This window comes from Pseudomonas mendocina (assembly GCA_037482215.1).
GTDB classification, from domain to species: domain Bacteria; phylum Pseudomonadota; class Gammaproteobacteria; order Pseudomonadales; family Pseudomonadaceae; genus Aquipseudomonas; species Aquipseudomonas mendocina_E.
Map to the genome: position 1 here is coordinate 2,378,048 of CP148074.1, position 21,764 is coordinate 2,399,811.

At 53.7% G+C, this 21,764-nt stretch carries 12 protein-coding genes; 3 read left to right on the plus strand and 9 right to left on the minus strand.

Going from position 1 to position 21,764, the window contains the following annotated elements; genetic code table 11:
• The first annotated feature begins 512 nt into the window (after nt 1-512).
• Both mobF and WG219_10900 read left to right on the plus strand, forming a co-directional pair.
• Nucleotides 513-3,347, plus strand: a complete 2,835-nt coding sequence (gene mobF, locus WG219_10895) for a MobF family relaxase (GenBank protein ID WXL27917.1) — start codon at nt 513-515, stop codon at nt 3,345-3,347.
• Between the two features lie 330 nt (nt 3,348-3,677).
• Nucleotides 3,678-3,980 carry a hypothetical protein gene (locus WG219_10900; GenBank protein WXL23866.1) on the plus strand — a complete coding sequence of 101 codons (303 nt, stop codon included), beginning with the start codon at nt 3,678-3,680 and terminating at the stop codon, nt 3,978-3,980.
• 44 nt (nt 3,981-4,024) lie between these two features.
• On the opposite strand, the gene brxL is transcribed toward WG219_10900, so the two are convergent.
• The 8 genes from brxL to WG219_10940 are packed head-to-tail and all read right to left on the minus strand — an operon-like array spanning nt 4,025 to nt 20,066.
• Entirely contained in the window at nt 4,025-6,103 is a 2,079-nt protein-coding gene (brxL, locus tag WG219_10905) for a BREX system Lon protease-like protein BrxL (GenBank protein WXL23867.1), read from the minus strand.
• A 3-nt stretch (nt 6,104-6,106) separates the two neighbouring features.
• Nucleotides 6,107-8,629, minus strand: coding sequence for a PglZ domain-containing protein (locus tag WG219_10910; protein WXL23868.1), 2,523 nt, complete (start codon nt 8,627-8,629; stop codon nt 6,107-6,109).
• Complete coding sequence (locus WG219_10915; protein ID WXL23869.1) at nt 8,629-10,479, minus strand: DUF262 domain-containing protein; 1,851 nt, start codon at nt 10,477-10,479, stop codon at nt 8,629-8,631. Before WG219_10915 ends, WG219_10910 begins: the two co-directional genes overlap by 1 nt.
• Entirely contained in the window at nt 10,476-14,573 is a 4,098-nt protein-coding gene (pglX, locus tag WG219_10920; protein ID WXL23870.1) for a BREX-1 system adenine-specific DNA-methyltransferase PglX, read from the minus strand. The genes WG219_10915 and pglX overlap by 4 nt, the downstream gene beginning before the upstream one ends.
• 3 nt (nt 14,574-14,576) lie before the next feature.
• Nucleotides 14,577-18,215 (minus strand): BREX system P-loop protein BrxC, encoded by a 3,639-nt coding sequence (gene brxC / locus WG219_10925; GenBank protein WXL23871.1) that lies wholly within the window; start codon nt 18,213-18,215, stop codon nt 14,577-14,579.
• 15 nt (nt 18,216-18,230) lie between these two features.
• Nucleotides 18,231-18,803: a BREX protein BrxB domain-containing protein gene (locus WG219_10930; protein WXL23872.1), complete on the minus strand. Its 573-nt coding sequence runs from the start codon at nt 18,801-18,803 to the stop codon at nt 18,231-18,233.
• The gene (locus WG219_10935; GenBank protein WXL23873.1) at nt 18,784-19,569 is read right to left on the minus strand and encodes a DUF1819 family protein; all 786 of its coding nucleotides are present in this window, start codon (nt 19,567-19,569) and stop codon (nt 18,784-18,786) included. The genes WG219_10930 and WG219_10935 overlap by 20 nt, the downstream gene beginning before the upstream one ends.
• On the minus strand, nt 19,566-20,066 hold the full coding sequence (locus WG219_10940; protein ID WXL23874.1) for a BrxE family protein: 501 nt from the start codon (nt 20,064-20,066) through the stop codon (nt 19,566-19,568). The genes WG219_10935 and WG219_10940 overlap by 4 nt, the downstream gene beginning before the upstream one ends.
• A 163-nt stretch (nt 20,067-20,229) precedes the next feature.
• Here WG219_10940 and WG219_10945 point away from each other — a divergent pair, with 163 nt between their 5' ends.
• Nucleotides 20,230-21,102, plus strand: a complete 873-nt coding sequence (locus tag WG219_10945; protein ID WXL23875.1) for a WYL domain-containing protein — start codon at nt 20,230-20,232, stop codon at nt 21,100-21,102.
• A gap of 8 nt (nt 21,103-21,110) precedes the next feature.
• Here WG219_10945 and WG219_10950 read toward each other — a convergent pair whose 3' ends face one another.
• Nucleotides 21,111-21,632, minus strand: coding sequence for a hypothetical protein (locus WG219_10950; GenBank protein WXL23876.1), 522 nt, complete (start codon nt 21,630-21,632; stop codon nt 21,111-21,113).
• Nucleotides 21,633-21,764 lie beyond the last annotated feature (132 nt).

The following is a 21,764-nucleotide window of genomic DNA, read 5'->3' on the forward strand; positions in this document are numbered from 1 at the left end:
GTGAGCGCACGAGATCACAAACGAAAGCAATCGAAAGCACGAAAACAAGAACGAAAAACTTTTAACACTGCTGCACCTTCTTCGAAGGTTGCAACAGCGTAAAACCCAGCCTACAAACATGTAGTTGCACCAGCGCATGCTCATATGTATTTACTAAATACGTAGTAAATATATTTAACGAGGCATGCTATGAGAAGAATTTACAGCCAAAGCATTAACAACCACTCAAACCAAGTAGCGATAAATAATCTCGCCAACTCCTTGGGCGTAGCTCAAAGCCGTATTCTGGAGACAATCCTAGACGCGATTGATTTAGACGACTTGGTGGCCTTGACCACCCGCCAACTATCATTGAAAACCACAAATACAATTAGACTAGACAGTCCCACATCTCAACTTATCCGAGATGAGATTGCTCACTCGATATCGCTACTGAGCAACAGGGTGATCGATGCGGCAGCCGCAGGAGCCAGAACAGGTGTCATGTCCCTTCTTGAAACCGGAGAACCGGCATGAGTATTTTTACAATTGATAAATTTTGCTCAAAGGATATTGCGTCACGAGCCGACTACAATGAAATTGGCCTTGAGCTAACTTATTCTCGCTCAGGCTCAGAGGACTATTATTTAAATGCCAACAGCGACACACTGCTGGCAGCCCTAGTTGGGAGCGGATCACACAAGCTTAACCTCGGATCGATGCCCAGACCTGGGGACTACCAGGCGTTGATGTCCGGTATAAACCCTCGAACCGAGCAGGCGTTCTGTAGCAAGACAAGACAAACTCAGCTACAAACTGACAATCACGCCCTGGCCGGATTTTCCACATCATTCAACGTCGAAAAATCGCTCTCACTGCTGTACGCCACTCTCCCGCGTGATCAGCAGATGGAATTTGAGTGCGCGATGATGGAGGCCGCCAGTCGAACCATCCAGCATCTCGAAAAACGCGGCATCTTTGCATACCGAACAGGCGCACAAGGAAGCGAAAGCCATCCAGGAGAAGTTGTTGCAGCGACTTACCTCCACTTCACCAACCGTAACCAGGAACCGCATCTTCATGTTCACGCCGAAATTCCCAACCTGATTCTGGGCAGTGACGGTCAATGGAGAACGTTGGATGCCCGAGAGCTGTATCGACGACAGGTAGAGATTGGAGCGCTGTTCGATGCCTGCCTTGCCAGCATCCTTCAGCGCGATCTTCCAGAAATTGCCAGTCACTTCGAATGCAATCCTGAACGCACTGGTTTGATTGTTGCAGGCATTGATCGCAATACCGCCATGTGCTTTTCGACTCGCCGTGCGGAGATCCAAGATGGCCTGAAAGCTATGGGAGCTTCAGGCGCGGATGCGGCGCGAGCTGTTGCAAAAAGAACACGCCAAGCCAAAGCAGCAGTTGAAGGAAATTTACTACGTGAGGAATGGAAATCCCGCCTAGCAGATCTATCACCCGTCACCGGGGATCTCACGCCAGCCACTCTGCTTGCCGTCGAAGCAATGGTTTTCAAGAACAGCAGCGTCTTCAAACAACATGATCTTGATCGTGCTGTCGCAATGCTCAGCATCCTCCATGGCGGTATCGGATCACTCCCTGAAATTGAGTCTGCCGTCGCACAGCAGCTGGGAGTTGTGCGTCTGCCAGCCAGTCCTGGAGCAAAACCATTATTTACGACCGAAACCTTCAGGCAGCTCGAAGTCGATATGCTCCGCTTTGCTCGCAAAGCGTCAGGTCATAGACAGCAATTCTCCCTGTCCGACCTAAAGATCCAACAAGCTTTGCAGCAATGCGAACAGGAGAAGGGCTTTCCCCTTCGCGATGAGCAGATTCAGGCCATGGTGCACGCCACAGATGGCAGACAGATCGCGATCATTCAGGGGGCTGCGGGCACCGGAAAGTCTGCGTCACTCGCTGCGCTCAAAATCGCCTACAGCTCGGCTGGGCATCGTGTACTGGGTCTTGCGCCATCAGGTGCCGCGGCGGCAGAACTTCAAAAAAGCTCCGGCATTGACTCGCAGACTATTCATGCGCTGCTCATGCAGCTTGAGAACGATAACGCCCGGAAACCACTCCACCTGACCGACCATGACGTGATCGTACTGGATGAAGCCGGCATGGTTGATACCCGTACGCTGCACAAACTCATGAGCCATGTGGAAGCAACAGGGGCAAAGATCGTTCTTGTGGGGGACTCCAAACAGCTTGAAGCTGTTGGCTCTGCGTCCACACTGCATATGCTCACCCAGCACCTGGGCGCCGCAAGACTTGAGCAGATAGCGCGCCAGCGAAGTGCCGATGATAGAGCGATCAGCCAGGCTTGGTTTTCCGATACTGGCGACGCCCCAACGATGATGCAACGACGCGGATTAGTTCGGGAAACGAATAACGACCAAGCCTCGCCTATTGAGCTCATGCTCACCGATGCCTCGAAGGTACACAAAGCAGGCACCGACTGGAGAGAAATTCTCTTGCTTGCTGATCGAAATAGCCATGTAAACCAGCTGAATCAGCGCGTTCGAGAAATCCGGATGCTTGATCGCGAGCTGGACAAAAAAGCTGAGAAGGTTATCCGGGTGAGCAATGATCGGGGCTACTCACGTGAGCTTGAACTCTGCCCAGGCGACAGAATCATGCTGCGCAAAAACTCAAAGCTTGGTCAGACGCCAGTGTTCAATGGAGACCGGGCGACTGTCATCAGTATCGAGGATCACAAGCCGGGCACTGATGGCGCAAAAAATGAAACGGTCGTGCATGCCCGTTTGGATCGCTCGGGAATCGAAATCAGCTGGCGTCTCAGCGACTACGACAGGCTCGATCACGCTTACGCAATGACCGTACATAAGTCCCAGGGGCTCACTGTCGAGCATGCCTTCTATATCGTGAGCGAAACCACTGACCGGCGCTCTGCCTATGTCGCCTTTACACGTTCCAAGGCTGCCTGCTCGTTTTACTTAGCCCCTGAGTGCAAATCCACGTTCGCGAACAATACGAGCCTGTTCAGGTCAAAAATGACAGCTCTAGATGCAGATCCAGGAACGAAAAAGAGGACACTTCATCAGGTTATAGGTGCGGTAGAAAAAACTTTTCGGACACTGCAACCGGGGACAAAGGTACTACTGGAAAAAGCAGGCATTCACTTTTCATATCCGGGCACTACCAGCTATCCAGCAATGGAGGTTGACTACCATCAGCCAAGCCTGAAGCTCCATTCAACGGCACGGCAAAAATTGCTACTGCTAATCCAACGGCTGCGAGAACACTTGAAGACGGATAAATCGCTGCCAACAAAAGATGCCCCTTCTCAGCCTCGGGCGCACTCTCATCTCCCCGAGCCCACTCTATCGCCATAGGAGCAATTCGTAATGCTCATGGAAGGCTACGAAAACGGTTACGACCCGGTTCACTCGCTCACCACTAAAACATTGGCCGGAGTGGTTAATGCGGCTGACTATGATGGTCTCTTCGATACCCGGACAACCTTGAGCCAAATACCTGGGACGATAATATGACGGGCTTCAGATCCATGGCACGAAGGGAGAATGGCACGCGAGCGGATTGTGTCGTTATTCTGGGACTTCGGGGCCACAGAAGGTAGCTGCGAGGGCCAGCTAGCCACGAGCCTGTCGACATCAGATAAGGCAAACTATCTGCCCACCAGCCCGACATGCACATCCTTCAGAATGAAACTCTTAAACACCTACGAAGATCGAGATGAAGCAGAGGAAGCCGCTGAAAAGCTCATTGGAGATAAACGCTTAGCAAGCGAGCGCGATGCGACAGTGGTCATCTACAACCTGTTCGGTATCCCTAGCTGGGGCAATTTCCACCGGCTGGGTATGTATAACCTTGGCGAACTGCAATCCCTGCTGGCTTTCCGTGCTACCTGGGAGCCCGTTCACCAAGCACGCCATGCAGAGATTGTTTCGACGTTGATGACCGTAGCCAAAAACTATGGTGTCGAAATTCCTGGTCACTGGCTCTGACCGACAATGTGGTGCCTCCATCGAGGCACCACAGATAGCAGCCATCAAGCTTTCGCCTTGAAGATATCGACCTTGGTCTCCAAGCAACGCCGCAGAGTCAGATCATTCGCACCAATGCCGAACCAGCTATCGGGCTTCTGGAAGAAGTCGAGACCACGACCGATCTTGATCACCCAGCCATTGTCGACCCGGATCTCGCGATCATGCAGGTTCTCGTTGATCTTGATCTCCAGCGCGATATCCATCTCCAACAGGCTCTGCTTGAGCTCCTCTAGACGCTCGGCAACATCCTTGAGATCGGTATCCTGGTCATAGCTGGTCGTCAGCTTGATTGCCCTGACTGTGGGCGACTTGATCACCGCCTCGCAGAAGCGAACAAAATTATGGATCTGGTGATTGGCTCGAATATACGGGTCTTCGATTTCTACAGTCTTCGCTCCCTGTAAGAAAGGAAGCACAATCGACTCGTAGCTGTAGCCCGTATCACCGTAGTGGATCGTGTAATGCTGTTCTTGCAGCACTGCCTCGGCGCCAGCGGCCTCGACTACATCAGGTTGCTCAACAAACGTTTCAGCTGGAACAACAGCCCGATCAGACGGAGCCACTGCCGTTGGCGCCTCGTCACCCGAGCCAGCGTGAATGCTCTTGCGAGTCGGCTCCTGTGTTGCAGGTGCATTCCGTGATTCGGGGCAGTACACCACCACATCGTTGCCTGAAGCATCAATGTAGGACAGGTTGATCCGCGCGTACTCGTCATCGGTCTTGCGCTTATTCATCTGCTCCTTGACCCGACGCCGTCCCTCTACCGCGTAGGCCACGTACTCAGCGAACTCCTGATCAGACGGAGCTCCATTAGGGTGGAGGATCTTCAAGAAGGCGCATACCGTCTTCTTGATGCCCTTCTCGTCCCTGCCCTCAACCGCCCTTCCCAGCTTGATGCGCTTGCTGACCTCCTCGTATCGGTTGGTCTGCTTCAACTGGTAGTGGAACGCTTCGGCCAGGTAATCCGTGATAAACCCGTAGTGACTGGTCAGGAACTCGCTGCTGTTCTTCGGCATCTCCCAGCCAGGAAGGTAGCAAGCAAAACGATCCTGCACAGCCAGGTCGAACTCCTTGGGCAGCGGCTGAAACAGATCATGGACTTCCGAGTTAACCACCTGCTCAACCGAGAGATCGAGGTTACCCACGAAGGCCATGGAGGCATCGGCAATCACCTCAACGCCACGAGAGAAACGCCCGTTGGCCATGAAGTCCTTCATGATCTGGATGGTGTCCTGATCCTTGACCTTGATCCCGCCTACCTCGTCAAAAGCCACTGTGTCCCAGTAACCCACCAGACCGATCTTGTGGCGCTGATTGTTGTAGAACAGCGTCGCCTTGGTCGCTTGGCCACCGCTGATAAGCGTCGAGTACGGCGAGAATTCACTGAAGAAATAGGATTTACCGGTACCACGCGGCCCCAACTCGATAAAGTTGTAGTTGGGCTCGATGAGAGGAGCCAAGCGAGCAATAAAGTGCAGCTTCACCCGGGGAGACAGCTTGCTGGGCTCCAAACCAACAGAGCGCAGAACGACATCTAGCCACTCGTCCCGAGTGAACTGCTCACGACCTTCGCAGTATCGCGCGAAGTCGAAGCGACTCATCTGGATGGGGCGCAGATCCTCGATGTAGAAGGCGTAGTCATCGTCTTCAATTTCGTTGAAGGCCAGAGTCACCTCTGCCCACAAACCACCCTGTAAAAGACGATCATGGTCGCGGTAGTACTTTTCGCTAATCGCGACTTTGCGCGAATCGAAGTTCTCCAAGGCTGCCCAGTGACGGCGGTCTTTTTCGACATAGTTGACGTGCACCTTGTCAATGAAGCGATGCTTGCCCTTGGTGGCTACCTTCGACTGAGCTGAGTTTGCCTCATTGGGTCGAACGTAGTTCTCGTTCAGGGTGTCGAGCACTGCCTCCAGGCCAGCCTGAATCTCCGAGTCATCGTCACTGGCACAGAAGCGGGCCAGGAGAAACTCCAACACGAACGTCGGGACGTTGGTGCCTTTCTTGATTCGGTGCAGCAGATCCTTGCGAACCACCTTGCCGTCGAACGTCGATGTGAGCTTCTGATCCAGGATATCCATGATTTACACCGCGTAGTCCGTTTCCAGCTCAATTTGGCTGTAGATGGCATTAGTCTTCGGGTTCAGAGCCTTCACCTTGAATTTGCCTTCGAACTCCATCTGCATTTTCAGAGTGACCTGTACCTTCTCACCTGCCTGGAGGGTCAGCGTACCCGTTGCTGGGTTCACAACACCACCAGCCTTAGCCTCACCTACTACCTCACCCTTGCTGTTCTGGGCTTCTAGCAGAATCTCGAAGTCACTCTCCGTAGAGAAGATATCCGCAGCATCAACGACCACATCGATCACCGGAACACGCGTAGTAATGCGCTTTGCACCGTTCTTGTAGGAGATGTTGATGGCAGCCTTATTCAAACTGGGCTGCTCCTGGGCTTTCAGCTGCATGGTGATGACCGGCACCACGCACTCTTGCAGCGATGCGCCACCGTGGTAGTACAGCAGGCCATTGCGATAGGCCGCTAAGGTCTGCGGCCCCGCGAACTTGGCGAAGTCGCCCCGTATTCCCAACTTTTCAGCGCTGAGAATCAGGTGATTGGAGTCGGCACTGCCGTCTCCCAGTGCGCAGCGGTCATGAACGACTAACCAATCCCCAGATGGCTTTGAACTCACATCACCGGCACCAGCATGATTGTTCATGAAAAAACCGTGGTCAGTTGCGATCACGACTTCATGGAAGCCACGCTGGGTAAGCTTATGGATCGCCACACGAATACGCCGTAACGCATTAGTGATTTCAGCGGGAGCGGTATCAGGGTGGTTCTCGAAGTGGCTATCGATCTCCACAGCGCGCAACACCAACAGGTCGATGTCCGCATCAAAATCAATGCGATCCCGAACAAAGTCTTCAAGCCTGCCTTCGGCGAACCGCTGACCGTAGCGTTTCCTGATCACCTCCATGCGCTGGGCCACGGTATTGACAACCTGATCGCCCAGCATCGGCACAATGCTCTGATCAGCATTGCGCAAGAACAGCTGCTGACCAGCACCTGGCAATAGGCTGGCCATACCGACCGGCGTCACACTGGGCAGCTGAGCCAGAGCTGTTTTCAGCTCGACAATGCCATCTTCGGCGAGCTGACGCTCCAAGGCGACGCCCAGCTCATAGCGAAGGGCATCAATCATCAGGTAGGCGATCTTGCGGCCATTCTGTTGCAGCCTAGGGGCAACCAAACGGTCAAAAACATCTGCGTTGGCGAGATAGCCTGGGAGCGGCCATCCGCTATTTTGCAAATGACGGGTGAAGACCAGCTGAACCTTCTCGGCCAATTTGCCGTACTGCTTGCGTGCTTGCTGCTTCACTGAGGTCATCACACCATCAGTATCCTGCCACTCGAAGTCGCTGACGGCCTGCTCGAACTCACGATGTAGGCGATCCACCTCTCGCAGTGAGCTCACGTAAAACTCCAGCAGGGTTTCCAGACTACGAGTGTGATCCCCCAACTGACGATCCAAATCATCACAGCTCTGGATCAAGTCAAGCGCTGAACGCAGCAAGTCCCATTGCCCACGGCTCTCGCCCTTCCCCGTCCATACAGAACGTTGGTGCTGCTCAAGAATCCTCCGCACTTGGTCGGTGTCGTCAGCCAAGATTGCGGAAATGGCACGATTAAGGAAGGTGCGTTCCTCGAAGGGGAAAGTATCCCGCTGCCCCAAGTCAGCTAGCTGAGCACAGTGTCCGATGAGCCCCAGCTCCTCCTCAATTTCCTCAGCTCTATCGATATACAGGCCTTGGGTGCGGCGATCATTGCGCAGGTCGTCACAGAGCCCCTCAATTACGGCCCTGGCAATGGTGTCTGCACGAGGAATGTCGACCAACGCAGCCGGCAACTGGTCAGGTAGATCAAAGACAAACTCGCTGAACAAAACGAAGCGCCACAACTCAGTAGCAATAGAAGACCAGGTCTTCCCCTTCGTCTTGAGAGACAACCCAATTGAGTTCTTCAGCAGATCGCGCGCTTCGCTCACCCAAGCATCACTCCCCTTAAGGGCAGACTCTTGTTGGGCACTTGGCGCTAGCAGCGCAAAGAGGATGTCGCGACTCGACTCTACCTTGAGAAGCGCACGCAAGTTCGGCCAGCCAAGGCCGCCACCGACGGCGTCTATCACGGCAAAGCTCGGGTTGGGATCTGACTCAAAAATTTGTCGGATCGCCATGGTCTGATCTGGCTTGGCCTTTAGACACAGGCTAAAGAAGCTGTCACTGTCACCGCCCGGGAACACCTCACCACACGCACCTACCGCTGCAAAAGGGTCAGCCTGTTTGGCCTCCTCGGTCAGCGGCTGCGCGGCTGGAACGTATACCAGCAACCTGTCGACCTGCCCCTTGCCTAGGGACAGCAACGTTATGATCGCCTGCTCACGGCTCAGAATGCTGCTCTCGGAAGCGTCAACTACCTCACAGCGCTCATCGGCCAGCGCAAGGCAGGTTTCCCGGTAGCGCCGCTCAGGGTCGTATACCACCAGCACGCCACGCTTCGCGAGTCGCGGAAAAAAGATTTCCTGTTGAATGAAGGTCTGAACACTCATCAAACAACTGCCTCTTCAACAGATTCGAGTACCGACCAGAGACTGGTAACGTCAGTAGACTCCCCCCCAGCCAACTGCTGCATCGCTGCCTCGACCAGCCTGGCCCGGTTATGCAGGAATGCGGTGAAGTCGGCATTCAGACGCTTTTCGAACGCTTCATCAGTAGCCACACCGTAATGAGCTTTGGCCAGAACGTCATAATCGATCAGGTGAGTTTTGAGACGCTTGCGAACGGTGTCTTCCCCAGCCCAGTCCACACGATCCTTCAAATAGTCGAGAGGATCCTTGCGCCCAATACTGCGGTTGGTTTTCCAGGTGATCAGGGCACAGTTAAGGGCGAGATAGCTCGGTATCTTAGCCTCGGCAAGCAGAGCATCAGGGAAAACATGGTGGTATTCACGCTTCTGCAAGCTCTCGTAAGAGGCCGCCTTGTGATCTGCGAAATCAACTGCCCCGAGGTAGGTCGTCACTGCCATGATGGCTCGTGCTTCGATACCGGTTCCCTTCGGCCAACCTGCACTCATCAGCTCATCGAGAGTGGCCAGCGGATGCTGAGCGCGATCCAGCACGGGTACAGATGCGAGATCCTCATCCTTGAAATCCTTCTTTTGCAGAAGGTTTTTCATCGCCTTGAAATCTGCAAAGGCTCTTGATGCAGCTGAATTCTCATACCGGTCAGTGAAAAAGGAAGACCACAGATAACGACGAAGGAGCTTCTCAGCGTTACCCAAGAAATCTCCATGCTCAGGGATCAATGCATAGCTAGCGGCTATCACGGCCAGCACCGCATTGGTCGGCAACCTAGCCGCGTCATAAACCCCCTGGCTAGCTAGCAGCGCAGCCATGCGCTCCAGGCCACGCTCAAGCGTTGGCCAGTTGTCCAACATCAGTTGCTTGGACATTTCTACCATCCCGCGGGTATTGGAGATCTTGTCCTGAAGCAGCGCAGAGGTGGAGAGAATCAGGTCACTCAGGTCACTGTAGCGGCTAACGTCCGGGCACTTCTCACCCAGTGCTACCTGGAGCTCGTGCAATGAGCGCCCAGCGACGTTTTCAACCTCCGCGACGATGATGTCGTACAGCGAGAGAGGCTTACTGTTGGTGTTCATGTTGATGAACACCTGGAGTGCTACTTCCTTGGACGTGTCAGCCGGTAGCGAGAGGTAAGGCAAGTTGAAGTGCGTCACCCGCTCACGCAGGGTGTTCAGCTCGTTCTTGAACTGCTCACGCAGTGCGTTGTAGCTCTCCATCTTGTCCCACGCATCGGGGTCGTCCTTACTGGGGCGCAAATGGTTAGTGGCGCTGGCCAACCAAGCATCAATCTCGCTCACCAAGTCACCAGGACGCAGGAGGGATATGGGCACAAACCCGCGCTCGAAGCTGCTGCGCGAATCATCTGCCCAGCGCGGCATACGCAGACCATTCTTGTTGATCCACCGGGGAATGCAGCACACCTCAACCTCATCACCGGGCTGTTCGTAGTAACGGTCGAACTGCGGCAAATAGACGAAGTAGGTTTCCCACTTGTAGTTGTTATGCATCGAGCGCCAGAAAGCCGTAAGACGCTGCTGACCATCCAGAAGGTGTTGGTTCACACGCCCTTCTACCGCAGGCTCAGCAGTGGAGATGTAACGCGACTCAAACTTTTCCTGATCCCCAACCTCAAGCGCCAAGGTCACGCCAACCGGCAAGTTGTTAATGATGGTGTTGAGGAAGCCGGTAACCCGGTTGCGATCCCATGCTTCGAAACGCTGGAAACGCGGTAGCTTTACCTGCCCCTGCTGAATGCTCTGGAACCAGACACCCAAGGTTCTGTCCTGGGCTTTGCTGGACTGCTGCATGATGCTCATTCGGTGCTCCCTGCTTTCTTACGGCCCCGTGTTTTCTTTTCGACTGGCTCAGGTTCAACGTAGAGATTCTCCAGCCCATGAGCGATAGCCAACGACTTGTCGGTGACACACTTGTCGCGCACACGATCAGGCCAGTAATTCATCGCCAGGTGCGCCCAGTCGTAGTCGCCATTTTCCAGCTTCGCCCAAGTGTCTTTAAGCACCTTCTGCCAGGCCTTGTGGCGGAAAAGCTTCCACAGCGGGGCGGCGGTGATCTGGACTCCGTCATCGTGGTTGGGGCGGTAGTTAGGAGCAATTTCCAGCAGGCTATCACGCAGGTCGGCCAGTTCGTGCTCCAGACTGGCCAACGCCTCCAGACTTTTCTCGTCCTGCTTGCTACGGCCAGCTCCCTTATCACGAAGCGTTTGCAGTTCCTTACGGACATCCACCAGTTTGGGGTCAACGAAGTCGTTGACGGCGGTGAACAACGTCTGATCGCTGAGACCGGGGTAATAGAGCCAAAGCGTGTAACTGCCAGAAGCAGTCGCGAGCGGCCAATAAATTGGGGCTTTTCGACGACTTTTTGAATATCGCTTCAAATGATCGTCGAAAAATCTAGAACTATCTTTGAAATATGACCTAAAGTCATAAACATTAAGTTTATCAAGAATTTCGTTTTCTATTTTCTGGCAACGATCCATATCCCCATTCGCAGACCAAAGACGCTCGCATACACCATGAACCCTGGAAACAAGATCAAATGAGCTACCAGCGTCATCTACAAGGATAACGCCGCTTCCAGAATGATTTTTATTTATTACGAAACCAGGCGGAACAACAGGAATCTTATTAAACGGCAATGACTCATCAAAAGAATCATTCCAGCCAAAGCAATTGCTTAAGTCCCACCGCCCAAACGCCACACCCACAAAATAATCTAAAATATTCTCGCAAACATCTCTACCATCAAAAAGCCATTCAAGCGAACCAACCCTATCAATAACCTTGAGCGGACTTACACCACAAAGATACGAAATCAACTCAAGCTTTCTACTTCCAACATAAGATTGCTTCAAAATATTTGTAAAGAGACCATACTTATTGCCAACCAAATTCACCAACTCTGACTCTGGCAATCTTATATACTCATCAACACCATCTAACCCCTCAGCATCAGTACAATCTTGATAAGGATTGATTTCAGGGCCAAAAGTCCCCACAAGCATACTATGCTCGACTACCGACAAGCCGAACCTATCATTCATTAATCTGTCGGAAAACTCTAGACCTACGTATAACAACTTAAGTCGTTCAGCAAGCTTACCCCCCAGCACAACAAGATAATCTTGGAGGCTTTGAGCTGAGGCCAAGCCAGGAAAACCACAGTGCAGGGAGTCCGTAACACTAAGGGAACCCATCCATCGGTGAGTATCAATACATCCCCTCACCCATTGGACTACATTTTTTCGCTCAGCATCATTCAGGCTAGGAAGAGGCAGACGCTCAACCATTGAAGGCATATAGTCTCTGGCAGGGCTGCCAGCTTCAGTAGCATCCCTCAATCCGACGCGTGAATCTACGAGACACCTAAAAATATAGGTATAACTAAGCCCCAAGAACACCAACATATCTTCCTGATTATCACACCCAGCTCCACGCCCAACATATGGCCCTTTCTTATCGAAGAGGCAGCCTTCAGGCAATACTCTCAGACTTAAGGAGCTCGTAGTTCTTTCACTATAAGTGAGCCCGGGCTTGAAATATAAATTCACACTTGGTATTTGCTTTGACCAAGATTGATATGAAGCCTCTATGAATGCTTTCATTTCGGAGCCATCACTCCGCCAATTAGCAACCAAATAGACATCCCCCCAAAACGGCTGATACTCCCCGCCCTTTGTCAATCTTGGCCAATCTTTATCAAAACCTGTACTTACTGCGCACTCCCATGCCAAGCGGACAAATCTAAAATTATCACATGTCTGCAAGCCTGACTTCCCGATAACCCCGGACTTCCTAGCCTCCATTTTCTCCGCCGACGCCAGGAGACTCTCCGAAAGCCAATAATAGAACCATTCGGTGCCAAACTTAGAAAAAGAAGATCGCGGGCGAAATATAATTTTTCCATCACCACCAGAGAAACCTCGCTCCTTTGAAACCGAATCAAGAAGGTCGCGTTCTTTTTGTGGTGAATTTACAAGAGGAATGAATTTCGCCACTCCATCATGATTATGACAAATTGTGTATGCAGCAGTTTCTACTAATGCATCCAAAACCCCAAACCCAAGATCCGCACAAATATCAAGCCCAGACATAAAGCTCTCGCGCCAGCGCTGAAAGCTTTCAGAAAAAATAAAAGTCCTACTTGTTATAGCACCAACTAACCCTTTATCAGAAAGCAGTTCCTGACATCTAGAAACAAAACAAGCAGCAATTTCTATTTTATCGAGAGGATATTCTTTGAACACATAGCCTTTGGCCCCCTCAGAAACAGCACCAAAGGGTGGATTCATAACTATTACGTCGAATTTTTCCCCGACAAGATCGACTAGACGTAAACACTCCAAAGTATCGCGAGCAAATAGGCGACCTTGGTAAGTTTCATTATATTGCTCTGAAAATTCGACAAGAGAACTTCTTAATCGCTCCTCCGCAACCTGCCAAGTCTCTAACTCTTCCTCAGCAAACAACCCCCAACCAGCACCGCCATAGACCTGTCGAATAAGGTGTGGCAACTCAATTTCAGCCCTCAATAACACTCCCAACTCAGGTAGACCTTTGAGAAGCTGAAGGGTTTTCTCAAATAGCAAGGCATCATTGCCATCTAACTTGCTTGCAAATTTCAGCCTCAGCCCCTTGCCGCCGGGAGGCGGTACAGCGGCAACAATTTGGCCACGCCCCACTTCTGGACGCAGCAGCGCCTTGACCCCAGCATCGTGCCAAGCACGCTGCGCTCGCAGCCAGAGCGCCAGCGAGGCTATCTGTGCAGCACGAGGGTCGATATCTACCCCATAAATGTTGTGCTCGACGATCAGCCTCGGCACATCGCGTAGATAAGCCTCAAGGTCGGTATAGGTCTGACAGAGCGGAAGAAAACTGGTTTTCGGTTGGGTTGATACATCAAGAGAGCCTGGGCCATTAGCCTGCTCCCAGTCCCAAGCTTCCTGATAGATCTGCAAAAACAGGTCGAATGCATAAAGACCAAAGTGCATGGAGCCACAGGCTGGATCAAGCAGCTTAAGGGTACGTGGGTCGCGCAAGTGAGCACTAGTCTGCGGATGCTCATCTGGCTTTACCATCAGATACTGGCAACACTCTCGCAACTTGGTTTGACCGCCAGTGGCATTGAACCAAATCCGCCCCAAAGTGTTGTCAACCAGGAGCTCCACCACATAGCGTGGGGTAAAAAATTGGTTGCGTACTGCCAACTCGCGGCTGTTACGCGGCGCCTGGCTGGCATCGCGCATGGCCCTACGCTCTTCCTTTGAGTTGAAGTACTGGTAAATCCAGCCAATGGTTTCATCTTCCGCCCACAGCGGCTGAATCTCGTGGTGGTTCAACACGTCCAACACTTCAAGCAGCACTGGCTCGCGAGGGAATAGACGGCCCTGGGCAGCATAGCGATCGAACAATGCCGGCAAATCTATGGCGAACTCATCGAACAGGCTGAACAGGAAGGTACGATAAACCTCACCGGTTTCCCCCAATGAACTGCCGGAGACCATCTTGTACAACTCGAAGGCCTGAGACTGCTGCCCCTGACTGACCACAGCCGCAGCAAGCAGACCGCGCGCCTCCATCATCAGCAAGGCGGCCAAGCGGTTAAGCACGGTAAAGGCCTGTTCGCGAATAATGCGGTCAATGGCGGCGATGCGATGTGCCTTGTCATCCGCATCTACGGCCAGGTAGTGCGCGAGCGTGTCGCGCAGCAGTTGGGCGGTCTGCCGATCCCGGTCGCATAGATGAGTCAACCGATCAAGGTCAGCTACCTCACCGCTATTGGGATCGATGCCATAGGTTTGCTGCAACTGGATGCTGAACTCTTCACTGAGCAGCTTGCGGCAATCGCTGACCAGCTTTTGCAGTCGATTCCGCGTGCTTTGATCAAAGGCCACGGTTTACTCCTCCACCTGCACATCCAGCTCAAAGGCGTGGGCGAATTTCAGTTCGCTCTTGAGCTTTTGCAGCGCCTGGATCATGGCGTCCAAGTCGGACAGAGAGGTGATGCGCGCACGGGCCTTGAAGCTGCGAGTAATGGTCTTGGCTTCTGGAGCACCCTCCTGCTCCTTTTCCTGCTGCTCGGACTTGATCCGCTCTTGCAGGCGCTCGCGCCCCAATCGCTCGATACGCTGCTTGAGTTGTTGCACCTGGTTGTGAATCTCGTAGTCGCGGTTGACCAGTGCTTGCAGGCCAGAGATATTCGGCTGCACCTGGAGAATCAACCCTTCCAGCTTGCCAAGCAGTTCCTGCTGCTCTTGCAGGGTCAACTCAACCCACTCAGGTACGCGCTGCAAATCGACTTCCGCCTCTTTCAGTCGTTCGGCCTGCGCCGACTGCATGGAGGTAGCGGCTGTACTTACCTGGGCACGTAGGTGGGTCAGGCGGGTGTTGAAATCGGCTGAGTGGCAGTGGAAGTCCAGCTGCTGCAAGCGCTGCGCTAGCTGAGCAAAGGGCTCGGCCAGTTCATCCTTCAACTGTGCAGGAATATCAGTTTGCGGCAGCCCTTCGATGGCGCTGCGATGCTGGAGCAAGTCACGCAGGGTCTGCTCAAGCCCCTGCTCCAGACTATTGCGTACCTCGGCAGCCCATTTCAGGTTTTCGTAAAGTGCCGAGTCCTGCTTACCCAGCCGTTGGGGCGCATCAGAGGCATCCGTGAGCAACACATCAGCGATATCGCGACTCAAGCTGTCCAGCCGATCTACACCTGGCAGACCTAGGCTTTTGAGCTTTTCTGCCAGGGGTGCATAGCGCTGTTGCAGGTTGGGGAACAACTTGGTGGTCGCCTTACTGATGGCGTCCTCAAGGGGCACGACCAAATCACCACAAAGCTCGGTCAGCCTGGTTGAGGCCAGAGCGAGCATCTCCATGGAAGGCTTGTCCTCGCGCAAGGAGACACCGACGCTCTTGAAGGTGTTGTTGGTCTTCAGCGCATCAATAGCCTGCTGGCCATTCACGGTGACTTCGCGCCCACCGACTTTTAGTTTGACTTCCCCCGCCAGCAGCAGAGCAGCAAGCAGGTAGCGCAGCGTGTCCTGCGACCAGCCGAACGGCGCATCGGCAAATCTGTCGCTCAGGCTCTTGCCCTCGACGACACCAAGACGGTCGATATGATCACGAATGCTGACCAGCGCCTTGTGGTCGGTGCGGATACTCGCCTTGCCGGCGTTGACCTGCACCAGGCCGAGCGGATCGATTGGCGTTGATATAGCGGTAAGGCTGCCTGCTCGCAGAAACTTCTCAGCAAGCTCGGTGGCCGCCCGCACAGGAGCTTCGCCGTAACGGTCGAAAACCTGCTCAGCAACTTCAGCCAAATGCTTGCGTGCAGCATCTACCAACTCACTGCCTAGGTTTTCTACAGCGTTGGTTTGACCGCGGAAGATGAAGGAGCCTTGCAGCAAACTGCGCTTGATCAGGCGCTCCAATTCTGTAGTCAGACGGTTGGCACGATCCGCCTGGCCGTTGCAGTACTCCTTGATCTCCTGGTCGGGATCGGTTCGGTATTTGTTGGCGATCTCTTTGCAGCGATAAATCTCCGCAGTCAGATCATCAATTTCCGGAGTGGTACGACCAACCAGGTAAATCTGGTACTGCGCCTGTTTGTGTCGCGACTCATCCACCAGGCGTGTACGCGTGGTGTCGTAGTCCTTGGGATCAACTAGCTCGACGATGGTCTGGATGGTGTTGCGATCACCCGCCAACGCCACCGGCATACCGCCTTGAGTCTGCGCCTTGAGTCCGGTTTGTACGGCCAGAGAGCCATGTAGCTGGGTGCTTGGGAGCGGGTTGTAAGCCGCCGTCAGGGCATTGTTGGCAAGGCGCTTGAGCTCAACGGCTCGCAGCGGAATCTGGCTGCGCTCTTGCTCGATATCGTTCAGCTTTTCGCTGAAGAAACGCAGGAAACCATCCTGCTCGCCAAACGGTACGATGGGATCGGTAATCAGCTCCTCAACTGCCTGCTTGATCGCTTCCGCCTGGCTGGGTGAGACGATGCTGTCATGCATCAGGCTACTGACGTTTTGCCGAGTGATCGGCAGGTTACCGAGAATTTGCAGAACACCCACGGTCTTGGCGATGTTCTGGTGGATTGGCGAGTGGCTGAAACGGATCTTGCAGACGCTGTCGACTGCCTTGTGGATGCTGACGAAAGCGCGCTGGATATCCTTCTCCAGGGCGTCGTACAGGGTCACGGTGGTAGCGAGCCAGCCCACTGGCTGATCGGCAATAGGAGTCTTGCCTTCGCCTGGCTCGACCAGCACATCCTGGATCACCTTGATTGCCGAGCGCAGACCGATGCCACCTGTAGAACGCGCCAGGGCACCCAGCAGGTGCAGCAATATGTCGAAGTGCGCAGGCAGGAAGGGATAGAGGTTGGTGAAAGTGGCCTTGTCGAAATCCGTACCGTATGCGCGAGCATCCTCTAGCTTGGTGTGATGACGCAGTGCCTGACCATGCTGATCGAACAGCGCCCCCAACTCGGCAGCACCTTGGGGTGACTTGCCCAGCAGGCGGGTGTAGCAGATCTCTTTGATGTCATTAGCTTCCAGATCGATCTGGATCGGGAAGCGGTCTTTGAGCTTGAATAGCTGCGGCGAGTTGAGCGAGGCGCGCGGGTCGTCCTCTGTCAGGGTCTGCTGCGCAGTACCGATAATCCAGACCTTGCCATCGCCCAATGCCTTGAGATTCTTGGCCAGGCCATCGAGATTGAGGATGAGGTTCGGACGCGAGCCGACGTACTGCCCCACTTCGTCGATGATGAAGATGATGTAATCCTTGCCCGACGCCTCGCGGGCAATTTCCAGCATTTCTTGGACACGGTCGTTCTCAAAGCGAATGACTTCACTGGCTTCGGTGCTGAACGAGCTCTCCGTTTTGAACAAGTTCGGGTAAAGATGGTGAGCCAGGGCAGGAACCAGGCTGTCTACGACCAATTCATCGTTGCGGTAGTTGTGCCACTCCTCGCCCCCTGCCATGTCCTTGAACAGATCAAGGAACTCCTGATAACGCCCCTCTATCTTCAGTCTGCGCTCCAACGCAGCAACCTTTAGGTTGCGCGAGTAGCCGGCCCATTGCAGCACCTTGTAGTAGAGGACGGTGGAGACCTCTTCCATGGTGGCCCCAGCCACCTGCTCACTGGCCAGGTCAAGCATCAAGACAGCCGCCGGGAAGCGCTTGGCGACAGTACTCAGCAGCTGGCGAGTGGTGGTCTTCTTCAGGCGGTCTTGCAGGTGCTGAATGAAAGGGACGCCATCGATCTTGATGCTGTCGTCGAAAGCCAGACCAAGGTATTTGGTCAGCGAGCTCTTACCCGAGCCGTAGAAGCCAGAAACCCAGACGCCCACCTCGTTCTCACCGCCAGCATCCATGGCAGCCTGCATCTTGAGCAGCAGCTTGTTGAATTGCTCATCGATGCTGTCAGTCACCACATACTCGGCGATCTCTGCCTTGAGACGCGCCTCCTGAGAGACGCCGTAGGTGATGACCTTTTCGATGCTGCGGTAGATGTCTTTGCTGGGGTCGAAAAGCTGTTTGATTTCCATACTTGCCTCTATTCCTTAGCCGCCGACATGTACCGAGCGGTAGTTACCGTCCTCGGGATAAAAACCGAGGAACTTCAGACGGGTTTTGCCAGTGCGCACGCCGGGATAGAAAAACACGGTGGGCACATGGAATTTGCCTTGCAGCTTCCCTTCGATCACACCGATGCGCATGAAGGGATGCAGGGCCTCTAAATCGGAGACCAACAAGATGGCCTTGGGCTTATCTTCGAGAGTGGCTAGCTTGGCCTCAAGGCGATCTTGAAGCGCGCCGTTTGCTATTGCGTTGGCCAGGGAGGCGTTGGTCTTTTCCCAGGACTGAGGGGCACGCTGGTCTGCCGCCAGCCAGATCTTGCGCAGCGGCGCTTTGCCGAGAATGTCGGCAATCTCTTCTGCGATTGAAAAGGTGTGTACATCCCAGCCCTCGTTGCGCAGACGCGCCTCCCAAGCCGGCTGCTGGCGCTTCACTTCCAGGATCTGCTCCGGGTGAAACACCAGATAGAAAATCGGTTCGAAACTGGCGTGACCGAATTCGCGCCCTTGGCGGATGCGCTCGATCAGCTCATTAAAGTCAGCCTTGAGTGAGGACATCGATCACCTCGTCCATGTGCTTGTGCGTCCAGCTGATATGAGTAACGTCGGCAGCGGACTGCATGATCAGAAAGCCTTGCAGCGAGAGGCGCTTGAGTTCTTCACGCACGTCTTCACGCTCAAGGCCAAACAATTGCCAATCGCTGTGGCCAACGATCTGGTTGTCTCCCAGGCCCTGAAACTTGAGGTCGTAGGCTACATAGGCAGCCACTCTGGGCAGGATTCGAAATGGCAGAATCCGGCGAGGCCCCCGAGTATTGGCCGACAGCAATTGGTAGTCAGCGCAGCAGCCCATCAGATAGGAGGAAATCCGCTTGATGGTGGTGTCAGACCAAGGCTTCTGAGTCTTGCCCTTGCGTACACCTGTCAGCACAAACTCACGCGCTTCGTCCAAGGTCAGGCTGTCACGCCCGGCACTGTAGTGCTGCCAGTATTGCTCACGGACGAAGTCTTCCAGAATCAGGTTGGCGCGCGCGGTGTACAGGAACAGGAGCTGGCTGAATTCTTGACGCGTCAGATTGGCTGCCAGTCTCTTAAGCGAGCCAGCAGTACCCGGCGTTCGCAGAAAGCGCGGGGCAAAACACTCGCTGACGATATTGTGCAAGCGACGGGCCGACACCAGAGGAAAAAGGCCGGAAGCTAGCGCCTTGTCCGATAACTCACTCGTACTGATACCAGGCTTATAGAGCCCAAGCAGTAAGCGCGTTTCTTCAATAAGCCCCAACCCTGCTTGGAGCTGGGTGGTGTAATAACGCACTGCGCTCACTGCGCCTCCCGCAAGAATGGGAAGCACTGGATACCTTTCTTAAAGGCATCCAGGTACAGCGCGGCGCAAGACTCCAGCGCATCGCTCAGCTCATCAGTCAAATCACCGACAACAACAGGCCCTTCACTGGCGCTGACAGGGCCACCCGCAAGCTCTGCCAAGCGACCCAAAGCCTGATCGCGACTTGCAACCAATGTGCGGACTCTAGACTCGAAGGCTTTATCTGAGAAAACCCCAGCAGCTGACTGCTCGAATATCTCCGGGAGCCTGAATAAATGGAAGGTTCGTCCCTCACCTATGTGCTCCTCATGCTTACGAGCAGCAGCTGCGGTCACACCCTGATACTGGGCGAGCGAGGTTGAACGAGCGAAAACTGGCCCAAGGAAAGCTGCGGCTGTAGGGCTAAAAAACTGGCTCGGCCACCAGGCTGGCTGCTGCTCACCGAGGTAACCGACGAGCACTCGCAGCTCGGCAATGGTTTGTGCATCCTTGATCATCGCTTTTGAATCTCATCATGCTGCGCAAGAGCGCAAATCATAGGGGCTATCACACCCCTGGCGGACAGAATTCTGCTTCAATAGGCATGATGCTATGTAAATTCTCGCTACACATCCACTCTGTCTGCATATACACGTAAACTTTTTGCTCAGGCCTCGCTACGTGAAACGCTCACAACAGATCGAGTCAGTCCGCTGGGACTTGGCACTGCGCTATCAATTGATCGAGACCGTGGTCTGGTGGGAGGGGCGTCTCACGACTAATCACCTGATGCAGAGCTTTGGCATCAGCAGGCAGCAAGCGTCGAAAGACATCAACACCTACATCAACGAGCACGCCCCCAAAAATCTGGTATACGACCGGCATTTAAAGGGATATGTGCCTGCCAAGACATTCAAGCCACGCTTCATTGATGACAGTGCCAGCGACTACCTGCGACTCCTAAATCAGAACCACGAACGCGAAGCTCACATCGAAGGGCTGGCACTGGCCTATGCTCACACCGAAATTCTTCAGGTACCTGATCGCTCAATAAGGCCGGAGATCCTGCGCCCCCTGCTCCGCGCATGCCGTGAGGGCCTACGCCTGGAGTGCGAGTACGTATCCCTAAGCAGCCCGATCCCGGAGACGCGCCTCATCGCACCTCACACGTTGGTATTTAGTGGGATGCGTTGGCATGTTCGGGCTTTCTGCGAGAAGAATGGCGACTACCGTGATTTTGTTCTAAGCCGTTTCCGCGGCGAGCTTGAGCCCCTCGGGAAATCCGATTGGACACGCGAGATGGATGCTGGGTGGTCAGCGCAAGTGGTCATCACCATTGAGCCCGACTCTCGACTCAGTCAATCGCAGCGAGAAATCATCGAAACGGACTACGGAATGACGAAAGGCCAACTCGTAATTCCAACTCGCGGAGCACTGGCACAGTACGTCTTACAGCGCTATCAGCTCGATCCGCACAAAATTCAGCCTCGTGCCAGCGCGCAGCAAATCGTTGTGGCCAATCTTGATGAGCTCAAGCCCTGGCTCTATGAATGACCCCAGATTCAATCACAGCGCTGTAAAGCTGCCTCGTGGAAATGCCGCTCAATCGCTTCAACCAAGTCATCCAGAGCGTCTTGCAGACGCATATCTTCGCGCGGGTCAGAGCTTTTTGGCTTGAATGTCCGTGCATGGTGAAGGAGCGCCTCGGCATCATTAGTACTGAGATCGAGCTGAATCATGTTCACCCCTGTTTGCCTCGACGTGAGTGGGCTGGATCCCTGAATGGGGTTGAAGCCTGTAGATGGTTGTGAAACACAACCATCTACAGGCTTCAAGTCAAAAAAATTCTCGTTAAAGCAGCTTTTGATTTCAAAGCTTAAGCCGCAGCCTGTCGGCTGCGAAGAAGACGAGCTCCCGAACCCAGAGGAGCGGCTGGCGTCTTTCTCCTCTGCTTTTCGAGCGGTATTGGCGTTAGCTTCGCCTGCGGATACGAAGAAAAAACTGAAGGGAAAAATGGGGCTGGAGGTAACGCGCTTTTTCTTTGCTCTCAAATATATAGATCCGACCTCAAAATTTTTTTTCAACTCCCCCCTCTCTAAAAAGCCGACGAACGGTAGTTATCAGAGGGTGAAAAACCCTTCGAAAAACACACCAATCCCTTGCAGCACTAGGGCTTCGTACATTTCAGCCTCCCAGCAAAGAAAAATCAGAATACG

Coding starts and splice junctions, on each gene's coding strand:
- mobF (WXL27917.1), top strand. CDS start 513: ATGAGTATTTTTACAATTGATAAATTTTGCTCAAAGGATATTGCGTCA.
- WG219_10910 (WXL23868.1), bottom strand. CDS start 8,629: ATGAGTGTTCAGACCTTCATTCAACAGGAAATCTTTTTTCCGCGACTC.
- brxC (WXL23871.1), bottom strand. CDS start 18,215: ATGGAAATCAAACAGCTTTTCGACCCCAGCAAAGACATCTACCGCAGC.
- WG219_10900 (WXL23866.1), top strand. CDS start 3,678: ATGAAACTCTTAAACACCTACGAAGATCGAGATGAAGCAGAGGAAGCC.
- WG219_10930 (WXL23872.1), bottom strand. CDS start 18,803: ATGTCCTCACTCAAGGCTGACTTTAATGAGCTGATCGAGCGCATCCGC.
- WG219_10915 (WXL23869.1), bottom strand. CDS start 10,479: ATGAGCATCATGCAGCAGTCCAGCAAAGCCCAGGACAGAACCTTGGGT.
- brxL (WXL23867.1), bottom strand. CDS start 6,103: ATGGATATCCTGGATCAGAAGCTCACATCGACGTTCGACGGCAAGGTG.
- WG219_10940 (WXL23874.1), bottom strand. CDS start 20,066: ATGATCAAGGATGCACAAACCATTGCCGAGCTGCGAGTGCTCGTCGGT.